The organism is Leclercia sp. UBA5076 (assembly GCF_002416465.1).
In the GTDB taxonomy this organism is placed as follows: Bacteria; Pseudomonadota; Gammaproteobacteria; order Enterobacterales; family Enterobacteriaceae; genus Enterobacter.
Window position 1 is genome coordinate 259,016 of the sequence record NZ_DIAO01000018.1, and the last position, 13,687, is coordinate 272,702.

Sequence of the window (13,687 nt, forward strand, 5' to 3'; positions counted from 1 at the left end):
AAAAGGATTAACTGCGTTAAAGATCGAAGGGATCAATTTATGCGTAAAGCCGCCTGGTAAAAAACCAGACGGCGACTCTTTTACTGCGGACGGGTTGCGGCTTTCATGGCGCTGACAAAGGCCTTCAGTTCGCTCAACATCTGTTCAGGCTTATCGACATTGTTCTCGATAATTTTGACGATCGCCGAGCCGGAAATCGCCCCGGCCGCCCCGGCGCCCAGCGCCGCGGTCACCTGCTCAGGCGCTGAAATACCAAAGCCCTGCAGCGGCGGTGCGGCATTGTACTCCGTCAGTTTTTCCACCAGATGGTGCAGCGGCAGGGCGGCTTTGTTCTCCGCACCGGTAACGCCGGCGCGGGACAGCAGGTAGGTATAGCCGCGACCGTGGGAGGCGATCTGGCGCAGCAGGCTATCATCGGCATTCGGTGGGCAGATAAAGATCGGCGCAACGTTGTGACGCATCGCCGCCTGGCGGAACGGGGCAGACTCCTCGACCGGGACATCGGCGACCAGCACCGAATCCACGCCCACGCGCGCGCACTCGGCGTAGAACTCGTCAATGCCGCGGTTAAAGACCAGGTTAGCGTACATCAGCAGGCCGATGGGCATCGCCGGGTATTTCTGACGGATGGTTGCCAGCATCTCGAAGCACTGGGTCGGGGTCACGCCTGCGGCAAAGGCGCGCAGGGTGGCACTCTGAATGGTCGGGCCATCGGCCAACGGATCGGAGAAGGGGATGCCCAGCTCCAGCGCGTCGGCGCCCGCTTCAACCAGGGCGTCGATGATTTTCAGCGACTGCTCCGGAGAGGGATCGCCCAGCGTGACGAAGGGAACAAACGCGCCTTCCTTGCGGGCCTTAAGTTCAGCAAACACGTTATCGTAACGTTCCATCAGATTTCCCCTCGTGCTTTCAGAATATCGTGAACGGTGAAGATATCTTTATCACCGCGACCGGACAGGTTCACCACCAGCAGTTGCTCTTTTTCCGGGTTCTCTTTGATCATTTTCAGGGCATGGGCCAGGGCGTGGGAAGATTCCAGCGCCGGGATAATCCCCTCCTTACGGCACAGGGTCTTGAACGCTTCCAGCGCTTCGTCATCGGTAATTGAGACGTACTCGGCGCGACCGATGCTGTTCAGGTGCGCGTGCTGCGGCCCCACGGACGGGAAGTCCAGCCCGGCAGAGATGGAGTACGACTCTTCAATCTGGCCCTCGTCGGTCTGCATCATCGGCGCTTTCATGCCGAAGTAGATGCCCACGCGGCCATGCTTCAGTGGCGCACCGTGCTCGCCGGTTTCAATTCCGTGACCAGCAGGTTCAACGCCGATCAGCCCCACACGGGTATCGTCGATGAAGTCAGCAAACATGCCGATGGCGTTAGAGCCGCCGCCCACGCAGGCGATCACCGCATCCGGCAGGCGACCCTCTTTTTCGAGGATCTGCGCTTTGGTCTCTTCGCCGATCATGCGCTGGAATTCACGCACGATGGTCGGGAACGGGTGCGGGCCCGCGGCGGTACCGAGCATATAGTGGGCGTTTTCATAGTTACCGGACCAGTCGCGCAGCGCCTCGTTACAGGCATCTTTCAGGGTGGCCGAGCCACTGTGCACCGGGATCACTTCCGCGCCCATCAGACGCATACGGAAGACGTTCGGCGACTGACGCTCAACGTCTTTTGCCCCCATGTAGATACGGCATTTCAGGCCGAGCAGGGCGCTGGCCAGCGCCGACGCCACGCCGTGCTGACCGGCCCCGGTTTCGGCAATGATTTCGGTTTTACCCATCCGTTTTGCCAGCAGCGCCTGCCCCAGCACCTGGTTGGTTTTATGTGCGCCGCCGTGGAGCAGATCTTCACGCTTCAGATACAGGGTGGTATTCGTCCCCTCTGTCAGGTTGCGGCATTTGGTCAGGGCCGTAGGGCGTCCGGCGTAGTTTTTCAGCAGGTCGGTGAACTCAGCCTGGAAGAGCGGATCTTTTTGCGCACTCACGAACGCCTCTTCAAGCTGGCGCAGGGCGGGCATCAGGATTTGCGGCACATACATGCCGCCAAACTCACCAAAATAGGGATTTAATAATGTGGTCATCTTCTCTTCCTTAATATGCACGCAGCGTTTTGAACACCGAAGCCAGTTTGCTGGCATCTTTTATGCCCGGCTGCGACTCAACGCCTGAATTAAAATCGAGACCTGCGCAGCCCGCTTTGGCGGCCTCAACGCAGTTATCGGGGCTTAAGCCCCCGGCGAGCAGGACGTTATCCAGCTTCTCGCCCTGGAGCAGCGACCAGTCAAAACGCTGCCCGGTTCCGCCCTGGCCATTATCCAGCACATACTTATCAACATGCTGCAGCGTGCGCGGCGGCAGGGTGTCGGCCACGCTCAGCGCTTTCCAGATTTGCACCTGCGGTTTTAGCCTTTCACGCAGGGCATCGATATACGCCTGATCTTCGCTGCCGTGCAGCTGGACGGCGGTCAGGGAAAGCGACTCTGCCGTGGCAGCCACCTGTTCGATGGCACCATTACGGAAGACGCCCACATACTGTAACGGGGCGGCGGCGATCACCTCGTGCGCCTGCGCCTCGGTCACGTTGCGCGGGGAGGCATCAACGAAGATCAGCCCGCCGTAAATGGCGCCCGCTTCATAAGCCGCGGCGGCATCCTGTGGACGCGTCAGGCCGCAGACCTTGTTCTCCCCCAGCAGCACGCGACGTACCGCGGCGCTGAGATCGTCCTGCTCCATCATCGCCGACCCAATCAGGAAGCCGTTGGCGAAGTGGCTCAGCTCGCGAACCTGGGCATAACTGTTGATCCCGGACTCGCTAATCACCGTTACGCCTGCGCCCAGACGCGGCGCCAGCTGGCGGGTGCGGTTCAGGTCGATGGAGAGATCGCGCAGGTCGCGGTTATTGATCCCGACCACTTTGGCCTCGAGGGCGATAGCGCGCTCCAGCTCCTCTTCGTTGCTCACTTCTGTCAGCACACCCATGTTCAGGCTGTGCGCGACCGCAGCAAGCTGGCGGTACTGTTCATCGTCCAGGACCGAGAGCATCAGCAGGCAGGCGTCGGCCTGATAAAAACGCGCCAGCCAGATTTGATACGGGTCGATGATAAAGTCTTTGCACAAAATCGGCTGCGGCGCGATGCCGCTGACGATGGGCAGAAAATCAAAACTTCCCTGAAAATATTTCTCATCGGTCAGCACCGAAATAGCCGAAGCGTGGTGCTTATAGATGGCGGCGATCTTCGCCGGGTCGAAATCGTCGCGGATCACCCCTTTCGACGGGGAGGCCTTTTTGCACTCCAGGATAAATGCGGTGCGCGCGCCCCGCAGGGCATCATAAAAACGACGGCTGCTCGGTACCACGTCATTCTGGAAACTGGCGAGCGGCTGCTGCTGTTTCCGCGCTTCAACCCAGATGGCCTTATCGGCAACGATTTTCGCTAATACGGTCTGCATTGTTTACCCTCTTGCCGCAAGTGCGGTCACTCGGTCGTAGGCTGCGCCGGAGCGCAGCACATCAATCACTTTTTGCGCGTTGACCTGTAAATCCTCTTCGCCGTGCAGACGCATCAGCATGGCGACGTTAGCGGCGACAGCGGCCTCATGCGCTGGTTCACCTTTACCTTGTAACAGGCGGGTCAGAATGTCACGGTTTTCTTCCGGGGTGCCGCCCGCAAGTTGTTCCTGGTGATACGGGGTTAAACCAAAGTCTGCTGCGTCAAGCTGATAGTTTTTGATTTCACCGTTGTGCAGTTCGGCCACCAGCGTCGGCGCATGGAGCGAGACTTCGTCCATTCCGCCGCTGTGAACCACCGCCGCTCGCTGATAACCGAGCACCCGCAGGGTTTCGGCGATCGGCAGCACCAGTTCAGGGCTGTAGACACCAATCAGCGCCAGCGGCGGGTGCGCCGGGTTGATCAGCGGCCCAAGCACATTAAACAGGGTGCGGGTCTTCAGCTGCTGACGCACCGGCATGGCATGGCGGAAGCCAGTGTGATACTTCGGCGCGAACAGGAAGCAGACGCCCAGTTCGTCCAGCGCATCGCGGGATTTCTCCGCATTCATGTCCAGATTAATACCGAAGGCGGCCAGCAGATCCGACGAGCCGGAACGGCTGGAGACGCTGCGGTTGCCGTGCTTCGCCACCTTCAGCCCACAGGCGGCAGCGACAAAGGCGCTGGCGGTGGAGATGTTGATGCTGTTACTGCCGTCACCGCCGGTACCGACGATATCCGCGAAGAGGTAGTCCGGGCGCGGGAACGGGGCGGCGTTTTCCAGCAATGCGGTGGCGGCACCGGCAATCTCCTGCGGCTGTTCACCGCGCACTTTCATGCTCACCAGCGCGGCAGCCAGCTGCTCAGGCTTCAGCTCACCGCGTACCACGGCGGAGAAGAGCTGGTGGCTCTCCTGCTGGCTCAGGGTCTGCGCCTGGTAGAGTTTTTCCAGAATCGGCTGCAGAGTGTTGGTCTGCTCCAGTTTCTGCAGCGCCCAGTTCAGGGTCTGCTCCAGCAGGCGCGCGCCCTGGGAGGTCAGAATGGATTCCGGGTGGAACTGCATCCCGCAAACCCGGTCCGCGTCGTGACGTACCGCCATTACCATCCCGTTGTAATGGGCGTTGATCGTCAGGCCCGCCGGGATGTTGCTGCCCACCAGCGAGTGGTAACGCGCCACCGGCAGGGGATTCATCAGCCCGGCAAACATCGCCTGGCCGTCGTGTTCAATGCTGGAGGCTTTCCCGTGCAGGATCTCACCGGCCTGGCCGACGTAGCCGCCGTAAGCCTCAACAATCGCCTGATGGCCCAGGCAGATGCCGATGATTGGCAGCTTGCCGCGCAGGCGGGTCAGCAGCTCCGGCATACAGCCTGCTTCGCTCGGCGCGCCAGGCCCCGGGGAGAGCATCAGCACCGGGTTTTGCATGGTGGCCAGACGGTCGATTAAGGTCTGAGCCGGGACATGGTTACGGTAAATCACCACGTTGTGACCGTTAGCACGCAGCTGATCCGCCAGGTTATAGGTAAAGGAGTCGATATTATCGAGCAGCAGAATGTCAGCCATCAGAAAATCTCCTGTGCGTGATGGGCAGTCGCAATGGCGCGCAGTACCGCGCGGGCCTTGTTACGGGTTTCGTCAGCTTCAGACTGCGGAACGGAGTCGAGAACGATGCCGGCACCCGCCTGGACGGTGGCAATGCCTTCTTCAACGTAGGCGGAGCGGATCACGATGCAGGTATCCAGATCGCCGTGGGCGGTGAAGTAACCCACCGCGCCGCCGTAGCTGCCGCGACGACGGCCTTCGGCCTGGGCAATCAGCTGCATGGCACGGACTTTCGGCGCGCCGCTCAGGGTGCCCATGTTCATGCAGGCGCGGTAGGCGTGTAGCACGTCCAGATCCTGACGCAGCTCGCCCACCACGCGGGAGACCAGATGCATCACGAAGGAGTAACGGTCCACTTTGGTTAAGTCGGCGACGTAACGGCTGCCCGGGGTGCAGATGCGCGCCAGGTCGTTACGGGCCAGGTCCACCAGCATCAGGTGTTCGGACATCTCTTTCTGGTCTGTGCGCATCTCCAGCTCAATGCGGCTGTCCAGATCGCGGTCCAGTGAGCCGTCGGCGCGACGACCGCGCGGGCGGGTTCCGGCAATGGGATAGATTTCAATCTGGCGGCTGGTGGCGTCGTACTTCAGGGAGCTCTCCGGCGAGGCGCCGAACAGCGTAAAATCGTTATCCTGCATAAAGAACATGTAGGGGCTGGGGTTGCTTTTCTTCAGCACGTCGTAGGCCGCCAGAGGAGACGGGCAGGGCAGGGAGAAACGACGGGACGGCACCACCTGGAAGATCTCGCCTGCGCGAATGGCTTTCTGCATCTGGCGCACCACCACGCCATATTCGTCGTCCGTCTGGCTGACGTCGCAACGCATCTGCTCCACGCGCTGCACCGGCAGTGCCGGCGGGGCTTCGTCCATTTGCGCCTGCAGTTGGGCAATGCGTTGATCCAGGCGCTGCTTCTCCGCCAGTAACGGAGTAAACAGGCTGGCCTGAATGCGGGTGTACTTTTTCTGATGGTCGATCACCAGTAAGGTTTCCGCCAGATAGAAGCAGTAGTCCGGACAGCGGTTTCCCTGCTCCAGCTCGGGGAGATCTTCAAAACCGGCCACCAGATCGTAGGCAAACAGTCCGCCAAAGAACATCGCTTCGCGCTCGCTTTCCGGGACGTTTACCAGATTTTGCAGCAGGCGGAAGGCATCAAACACCGACAGAGAACAGAGGCGGGCATCTTCATCCAGCAGCTGGCTCACCGGCGGGAAGTGCAGGATCCGCTGGTCCGGGCGATGTTCGTTCTCAATGCCCGCGGGCAGGACATCGTCCAGCAGCGACAGCAGGGCCGCACCGTTTTCAGAAAGCGCCTTCAGGGTGACGGTGTTGCCCAGGGCGGTGATGCGCAGGGCGCTGTCGACCAGCAGCAGGCTTTTCAGATCGTCTTTACTGTCGATATCCGCCGACTCCAGCAGCAGCGTGGCAGGACGGGCGCCACACACCTGATGGAACAGGGCTGTGGGATTGTGGCGATAGGCCGCCTCACGGGTCAGCAGTTCAAGGTTCGGTTTGGCTGTTTGCATTATGTTGTTCTCTTTATTCTGTTCATAAAAAAGCCCGCTCAGTGGCGGGCCAGGTATCTGTATGCATGACGCAGACGTACGACACTGCCCGACAATTCAGGAGGTGCGCCACCAGCTATGCAGAGAAAAATGTGCGGTCATTTCCAGATACCTCGTTGAGTGAACTTGCGTACTAGTTAACTAGTTCGATAGCCTAATGTCAACCCCCCGATTTCAGAATTTCACCACATGCCGTTATGATGGCGGCGCAGATATTGACGAGCAGTGACGGGAGCCGCTTTGAGCGACACGAATTACGCAGTGATTTATGATTTACACAGCCATACCCAGGCCTCCGATGGCCTGCTTACGCCTGAAGAGCTTGTCCATCGTGCCCATGAGATGCGCGTGGGTACGCTGGCCATTACCGATCACGACACCACCGAGGCCATTGCGGCCGCGCGGGCGGAAATTGCCCGCAGCGGATTGCCCCTGACCTTAATCAGCGGCGTGGAGATTTCCACCGTCTGGGAAAATCACGAGATCCATATCGTCGGGTTAAACATCGATATTGAGAACCCGACCCTCTGTGCGTTCCTGGATGAACAAAAGATGCGGCGCGTACAGCGGGCAGAGATGATCGCCGAACGTCTGGAGAAAGCGCATATTCCCGGCGCGTGGGAAGGGGCCCTGCGTCTGGCGAATGGCGGGGCGGTGACCCGCGCCCACTTTGCCCGTTTTCTGATTGAAGCCGGGAAAGCAAATAACATTGCGGATGTGTTTAAAAAATATCTCGCCCGCGGGAAAACCGGATACGTTCCTCCCCAGTGGTGTACAATAGAACAAGCTATTGATGTCATTAATCATTCTGGTGGTAAGGCGGTACTGGCCCATCCGGGGCGGTATAACCTTTCCGCCAAATGGCTGAAACGTCTGCTGGCATACTTTGCCGAACACGGCGGAGAGGCGATGGAAGTCGCTCAGTGTCAGCAGGCACCCAACGAGCGCAGTCAGCTGGCTGAATATGCCCGCCAGTATGGACTCTTTGCCTCCCAGGGCTCTGATTTTCATCAGCCTTGTCCGTGGATAGAGCTGGGACGCAAGCTCTGGTTACCCGCCGGTGTCGAGCCGGTGTGGCACCTCTGGGAGCAGCCAACGCCAATTGAAGAGAGGGTAGTATGAGCCAATTTTTTTATATCCATCCTGACAATCCGCAGCCGCGTTTGATTAATCAGGCCGTGGAGATCGTGCGTAAGGGTGGCGTTATTGTCTATCCAACTGACTCAGGCTATGCGCTGGGCTGTAAGATCGAAGACAAAAACGCGATGGAGCGTATCTGCCGGATCCGCAACCTGCCTAACGGGCATAACTTTACCCTGATGTGCCGCGATCTCTCTGAGTTATCGACCTACTCCTACGTGGATAACGTGGCGTTTCGGTTGATCAAAAATAACACGCCGGGTAATTACACCTTTATCCTCAAGGGGACGAAAGAGGTGCCGCGCCGCCTGCTGCAGGAAAAACGCAAAACCATCGGGATGCGCGTGCCGTCAAACCCGATTGCTCAGGCGCTTCTCGAGACGCTGGGCGAGCCGATGCTCTCCACCTCGCTGATGTTACCGGGCAGCGACTTTACGGAATCCGATCCCGATGAGATCAAAGACCGCCTGGAGAAACAGGTTGAGCTGGTGATTCACGGCGGCTATCTCGGCCAACAGCCGACCACGGTGATCGATTTAACGGAAGATGCCCCGGTTGTGCTGCGTGAAGGGGTGGGGGACGTGAAGCCTTTCCTGTAATTTCATAGGGTACAGGGTCATCTGTTTGGCATGATATTCTCGCTATAATGACCCTGATATTATCACTCCGCCTGTCTTCTTATTCCTTCCTGTAGTAAATATCTTGTGATTTTCTGAAAATAGTTCGTTGCTGGAATAATCTCGCCCCTGCCTGAATATGTTGATGTACGATAAGCGAACATATGCTTATTGAAAAAAGGATATCTATGGCGTTGCAAGGGAAGTTAATCCTCAACGGGGCAGACTATGCGCCTTTTAATCTGTACGGCGTGGGTGTATTTATGGCGCATTCGGGGTTAGGGGCATACCGGAACAATATTAACTGTGCTGCTGTTGCAAAATTAGGGCCTATCCCACCCGGAAAATATTGGATTGTAGATCGCAAAGAAGGCAACTACTTTTCTCAGAAGCTAACGGAAATACACGATGAGGCTAATAGATTTTTTGGCCGACGTGCCTTTGGCAAGTCGGACTGGTTTGCGTTATGGCGCGATGACTGGAATATCGACGATGATACCTGGATAGAAAATGTCAAGCGCGGCAACTTCCGGTTGCATCCCGGTACAGTTTCCAAAGGTTGTATAACTATCGCCAATAATTCAGATTTTTCGATGATCCGCAATGCGCTTATGAATACCTCACTTATACAGGTTCCCTGTATGCGGTCGTTAATGGCGCGGGGATGGGTGGAGGTGGTTGATGGCGGCAATACTAAAAAAAATTGCGCATAAAATCATTAAATTTATTTATTTTATTTTATTGTTATATTGTGTTGGTCACACTTTCCCATATGCCGAATTATATATTGATGAGGATTTTGCAACAAAATGGGCGTTGTTTTTCTATGGGGGTGAAGACGCAGAATCCATGTATGACGCTTATACCGATATAGATCTATCTATAATGATATCAATAGCAATGCCAATATATTTTATAACAATGAAGTTAATCAAAAAATTAAGGAGCAAATAAAATGCCAATTCCTCCGTATATGTGGCTCAAAGACGATGGTGGCGCCGATATTAAAGGTTCTGTAGACGTGCAGGACCGTGAAGGCAGCGTCGAAATTATCGGTCTGAGTCATGGCATCAACCTGCCTGTTGACAGTGCCAACGGTAAAATTACCGGTACACGCCAACACTCATCCATGATGATTGAAAAGGAAGTCGATAGCTCCACGCCCTACCTCTATAAAGCAGCCGCGACAGGCCAGACGTTGAAAAGTGCCGAGATCAGGTTTTATCACATTAACGACGCAGGACAGGAAGTCTGCTATTACACGGTGTTGATGGAAAACGTGAAGATCACTGGCGTTAACTGCGCTGTACCTAACGTAAAATTATCGGGCAACGATAAAATGAATCATGTAGAAAGCGTCAGTATTCAGTATGAAAAAATCACCTGGCGTATCGTGGATGGCAACATTCAGTTCACCGATGCCTGGAATGAGCGGCCTACGGCCTGAGAAATCTGCCTGCCCAAATCGTTGGGTTTGCTTCAGGTTACCAGCACCCGCTCGCCGCGGCGCAAAACTTGTTGAATCATTTAGTCTAAAATTCATGTAGTATGTGCGGCCATGAATCACTGGGCGAGACGTATTGTCTGCCATTATGTGTGCTGTGAAAAAGTTACAGATCATTGAGTTAAGGTTGAATCGCGCTTAACTCCTTGTTTTCGAATGTATACCAGACGCCTGTGAAGGCGACACCTGAAGGAAGCTCAATGAGCGAGAAATTACAGAAAGTGCTGGCCCGCGCCGGCCACGGTTCACGCCGTGAAATCGAAACCATTATCGAAGCAGGTCGTGTCAGTGTGGACGGTAAAATCGCCACGCTGGGCGACCGTGTGGAAATCGTACCAGGCCTGAAAATCCGTATCGATGGCCACCTGATCTCGGTGAAAGAGTCCGCCGAGCAAATCTGCCGCGTACTGGCTTACTATAAGCCGGAAGGCGAGCTCTGCACCCGCAACGATCCGGAAGGTCGCCCAACCGTATTCGACCGCCTGCCAAAACTGCGCGGCGCGCGCTGGATCGCTGTAGGTCGTCTGGATGTTAACACCTGTGGCCTGCTGCTCTTCACTACCGATGGTGAACTGGCAAACCGTCTGATGCACCCAAGCCGTGAAGTGGAGCGTGAATATGCGGTCCGCGTGTTCGGTGAAGTTGACGACAATAAGATCCGTGAGCTCTCCCGCGGCGTGCAGCTTGAAGATGGCCCGGCTGCGTTTAAAACCATCAAGTTTACCGGTGGTGAAGGTATTAACCAGTGGTACAACGTCACCCTGACCGAAGGCCGTAACCGCGAGGTGCGTCGCCTGTGGGAAGCCGTTGGCGTGCAGGTTAGCCGCCTGATCCGCGTTCGCTACGGTGACATTCTTCTGCCGAAGGGGCTGCCACGTGGCGGCTATACCGAGCTGGATTTAACCCAGACCAACTATCTGCGTGAGCTGGTGCAGCTGGCGCCGGAAACCTCCTCGAAAGTGGCGGTAGAAAAAGATCGTCGCCGCATGAAGGCGAACCAGATCCGTCGTGCGGTTAAACGCCATAGCCAGGTCAGCGGCAATCGCCGCTCTGGCAGCCGTAACAACAACGGCTAAAAAATAAAAAACCCGGCCTGGCCGGGTTTTTTGTTAATAGTCGATGCCGATTTGCGCTTTAACGCCTGCATCAAAGGCGTGTTTCACCGGGCGTAACTCGCTGACCGTATCCGCCATCTCCATAAGATCCCGATGACAGCCGCGCCCGGTAATAATCACCGTCTGGTGCGCCGGTCGGTTGTTCAGCGCATCAACCACTTCCTGTAACGGTAAATAGTCGTAGGCCACCATATAGGTGATCTCATCGAGCAGAACCATATTCAACGTGGTATCCGCCAGCATGCGCTTTGCATGCTCCCAGACCGCCAGGCAGGCCGCGGTGTCAGTGTCGCGGTTTTGCGTGTCCCAGGTAAAGCCGGTCGCCATAACCTGAAACTCTACACCCTGCGGCTCCAGCAGATTACGCTCGCCGTTAGGCCACTCGCCTTTGATGAACTGGATCACACCCACCTTTTGTCCATGACCGACGGCGCGCGTGGCGGTCCCAAAAGCGGCAGTGGTTTTGCCTTTGCCGTTGCCGGTGAAGACGATAATAATTCCGCGCTCATCCTGAGCTGCGGCAACGCGGGCATCGACCTGCTCTTTCAGGCGCTGCTGGCGCTGCTGATGACGTTCATCACTCATTGCGATATTCCTGGTTTACGGCCGGGTTGGGCATCAAAGGTCATGCCGGTTTTCCGGCGGCTGTCATCGCCCATCAGCCACAGATAAAGCGGCATGATATCGGCAGGGGTTTTCAGTTTAAGCGGATCTTCGCTCGGGAACGCGCTGGCGCGCATGCTGGTGCGGGTCCCGCCGGGGTTGATGCAGTTTACGCGCAGATGGCGGTTCTGATACTCCTCGGCCAGGACCTGCATCATCCCTTCGGTGGCAAATTTCGAGGCGGCATAGGCGCCCCAGTTAGCCCGACCCTGACGCCCAACGCTGGATGAGGTAAACACCAGCGAGCCGGAATCAGACTTCAGTAATAAAGGAAGCAATGCCTGGGTAAGGAAGAAGGTACCGTTAACGTTGACCTGCATCACCTGCTGCCAGATCTCCGGCGTTTGCTCTTCCATGGGCCGCACTTCGCCAAGGAAGCCCGCATTATGCAGTACCCCGTCCAGACGGGGATACTCAGCGGCAATACGCTCAGCAAGTTCCCTGCAGCTCTGGGGGGTACAGGTTAACAGGTCGAGAACATATTCGCGGGTCGGCGCGCCACCTTCACTGGCGATCGCCTGAGCGACGTCACGCAATTTATCTTCATTACGTCCCAGCAGAATCAGGCGCGCACCGTGGCGGGCGTAAGTCAGCGCCGCTTCGCGACCAATACCGTCGCTGGCCCCCGTGACCAAAATAATACGTTTTTGCAGTAGATCTTTTTTCGGTTGATAGTGCAAGGTCACTCCTCTGGCGCGCGTTGGCGCGGCCCATGCTGTGCGGTCTCTTTTCGGCTTTATGCCCGAAAGCGCGGTTGATTACAATCAGTCTACCGGAGAGTTCGCTGTAAAATTAACAATTTGCAAATATTTCATTCATAAATAAACATTTCTGAAGAGGGCTCGCAAGGGTATCGTCAGGTAAGAGACGCCTGGTGAAGGCTGTTGTACACTGGGTGGGAAAACAAGTGGTTAAACCAAGGTGGACGCGTGGAATTACTTTCTGAGTACGGTTTATTTCTGGCCAAAATTGCGACGGTGGTGATTGCCATTGCGGTGATCGCCGTTCTGATTGTTAACCTGACGCAGCGCAAACGTCAGCGCGGCGAGTTGCGCATTACCCGCTTAAGCGAGCAGTACACTGAGATGAAGGAAGAGATGTCAGTGGCGCTGCTCGATGCGCATCAGCAAAAACAGTGGCACAAAGCGCAGAAGAAAAAGCACAAACTTGAAGCGAAAGCGGCAAAGCAGAAAGCAAAGCAGGAACTCCATCCGGAGGTGGCAAAGCCACGGGTCTATGTGCTGGACTTTAAAGGCAGCATGGACGCCCATGAAGTCTCCTCCCTGCGCGAGGAGATCACTGCTGTGCTGGCGGTGGCAAGAGCTGAAGATCAGGTGGTGCTGCGTCTCGAAAGCCCGGGTGGGGTGGTACATGGTTACGGGCTGGCCTCTTCACAGCTACAACGTCTGCGTGACAAACATATCCCGCTGACGGTGGCGGTGGATAAAGTCGCTGCCAGCGGCGGTTATATGATGGCTTGCGTGGCCGATAAAATTGTCGCGGCGCCTTTCTCTATTATTGGTTCGATTGGCGTGGTGGCGCAGATCCCTAACTTCAATCGTTTCCTGAAAAATAAAGACATCGATGTTGAGCTTCACACGGCGGGCCAGTACAAGCGCACGCTGACCCTGTTGGGTGAAAACACCGAAGAGGGGCGACAGAAATTCCGCGAAGATCTCAATGACACCCATCAGCTGTTTAAAGGATTTGTGAAGCAGATGCGACCCACGCTCGATATCGACGAGGTCGCCACCGGCGAGCACTGGTACGGTACCCAGGCGCTGGAAAAAGGGCTAGTGGACCAGGTGGGAACCAGCGACGATCTGCTGCTCTCGCTGATGGAGGGCCGCGAGCTGGTGGGTGTGCGCTATACGCGCCGTAAAAAGCTGATGGACCGCTTTACCAACAGCGCCGCAGAGAGCGCGGATCGTCTGCTGCTGCGCTGGCTACAGCGAGGTCAGAAACCGCTACTGTGAATAAAAACGCGAGGCCAGTG

At 56.5% G+C, this 13,687-nt stretch carries 14 protein-coding genes and 1 other annotated feature; of the genes, 7 read left to right on the forward strand and 7 right to left on the reverse strand.

The window, feature by feature from the left end; translation table 11 throughout:
• Positions 1-80 precede the first annotated feature (80 nt).
• Genes trpA through B3X29_RS18565 form a run of 5 tightly spaced genes read right to left on the reverse strand, consistent with a single transcriptional unit; the run spans position 81 to position 6,613 of the window.
• Complete coding sequence (trpA, locus tag B3X29_RS18545) at positions 81-890, reverse strand: tryptophan synthase subunit alpha (protein WP_156654659.1); 810 nt, start codon at positions 888-890, stop codon at positions 81-83.
• Positions 890-2,083, reverse strand: coding sequence for a tryptophan synthase subunit beta (gene trpB / locus B3X29_RS18550; protein WP_103179902.1), 1,194 nt, complete (start codon positions 2,081-2,083; stop codon positions 890-892). Before trpB ends, trpA begins: the two co-directional genes overlap by 1 nt.
• A gap of 10 nt (positions 2,084-2,093) precedes the next feature.
• On the reverse strand, positions 2,094-3,452 hold the full coding sequence (trpCF, locus tag B3X29_RS18555) for a bifunctional indole-3-glycerol-phosphate synthase TrpC/phosphoribosylanthranilate isomerase TrpF (RefSeq protein WP_103179901.1): 1,359 nt from the start codon (positions 3,450-3,452) through the stop codon (positions 2,094-2,096).
• A gap of 3 nt (positions 3,453-3,455) precedes the next feature.
• Entirely contained in the window at positions 3,456-5,051 is a 1,596-nt protein-coding gene (trpD, locus tag B3X29_RS18560) for a bifunctional anthranilate synthase glutamate amidotransferase component TrpG/anthranilate phosphoribosyltransferase TrpD (protein WP_103179900.1), read from the reverse strand.
• Positions 5,051-6,613, reverse strand: a complete 1,563-nt coding sequence (locus B3X29_RS18565; protein WP_159339441.1) for an anthranilate synthase component 1 — start codon at positions 6,611-6,613, stop codon at positions 5,051-5,053. The genes trpD and B3X29_RS18565 overlap by 1 nt, the downstream gene beginning before the upstream one ends.
• Positions 6,614-6,637: 24 nt before the next feature.
• Positions 6,638-6,733 (reverse strand) — a sequence feature (Trp leader region).
• Positions 6,734-6,892: 159 nt separating this feature from the next.
• On the opposite strand from B3X29_RS18565, the gene rnm reads away from it, so the two are divergent.
• The 6 genes from rnm (at position 6,893) to rluB (ending at position 10,989) form a co-directional block, all read left to right on the forward strand.
• The gene (gene rnm, locus B3X29_RS18570) at positions 6,893-7,774 is read left to right on the forward strand and encodes an RNase RNM (RefSeq protein WP_290561710.1); all 882 of its coding nucleotides are present in this window, start codon (positions 6,893-6,895) and stop codon (positions 7,772-7,774) included.
• Positions 7,771-8,391, forward strand: a complete 621-nt coding sequence (locus tag B3X29_RS18575; protein WP_103179897.1) for an L-threonylcarbamoyladenylate synthase — start codon at positions 7,771-7,773, stop codon at positions 8,389-8,391. The genes rnm and B3X29_RS18575 overlap by 4 nt, the downstream gene beginning before the upstream one ends.
• 206 nt (positions 8,392-8,597) lie before the next feature.
• Positions 8,598-9,122, forward strand: a complete 525-nt coding sequence (locus B3X29_RS18580) for a DUF2778 domain-containing protein (protein ID WP_103179896.1) — start codon at positions 8,598-8,600, stop codon at positions 9,120-9,122.
• Entirely contained in the window at positions 9,091-9,363 is a 273-nt protein-coding gene (locus B3X29_RS18585) for a hypothetical protein (RefSeq protein WP_103179895.1), read from the forward strand. The genes B3X29_RS18580 and B3X29_RS18585 overlap by 32 nt, the downstream gene beginning before the upstream one ends.
• 1 nt (position 9,364) lies before the next feature.
• Positions 9,365-9,856, forward strand: coding sequence for an Hcp family type VI secretion system effector (locus B3X29_RS18590; RefSeq protein WP_159339439.1), 492 nt, complete (start codon positions 9,365-9,367; stop codon positions 9,854-9,856).
• Between the two features lie 257 nt (positions 9,857-10,113).
• Complete coding sequence (gene rluB / locus B3X29_RS18595; protein WP_103179893.1) at positions 10,114-10,989, forward strand: 23S rRNA pseudouridine(2605) synthase RluB; 876 nt, start codon at positions 10,114-10,116, stop codon at positions 10,987-10,989.
• A 33-nt stretch (positions 10,990-11,022) separates the two neighbouring features.
• Here rluB and cobO read toward each other — a convergent pair whose 3' ends face one another.
• Both cobO and B3X29_RS18605 read right to left on the reverse strand, forming a co-directional pair.
• The gene (cobO, locus tag B3X29_RS18600; RefSeq protein WP_103179892.1) at positions 11,023-11,613 is read right to left on the reverse strand and encodes a cob(I)yrinic acid a,c-diamide adenosyltransferase; all 591 of its coding nucleotides are present in this window, start codon (positions 11,611-11,613) and stop codon (positions 11,023-11,025) included.
• Positions 11,610-12,371, reverse strand: a complete 762-nt coding sequence (locus tag B3X29_RS18605; protein ID WP_159339438.1) for a YciK family oxidoreductase — start codon at positions 12,369-12,371, stop codon at positions 11,610-11,612. Before B3X29_RS18605 ends, cobO begins: the two co-directional genes overlap by 4 nt.
• Positions 12,372-12,620: 249 nt before the next feature.
• Between B3X29_RS18605 and sohB the strand changes: the two genes are divergently transcribed.
• The gene (gene sohB, locus B3X29_RS18610) at positions 12,621-13,667 is read left to right on the forward strand and encodes a protease SohB (RefSeq protein ID WP_103179890.1); all 1,047 of its coding nucleotides are present in this window, start codon (positions 12,621-12,623) and stop codon (positions 13,665-13,667) included.
• Positions 13,668-13,687: the final 20 nt, after the last annotated feature.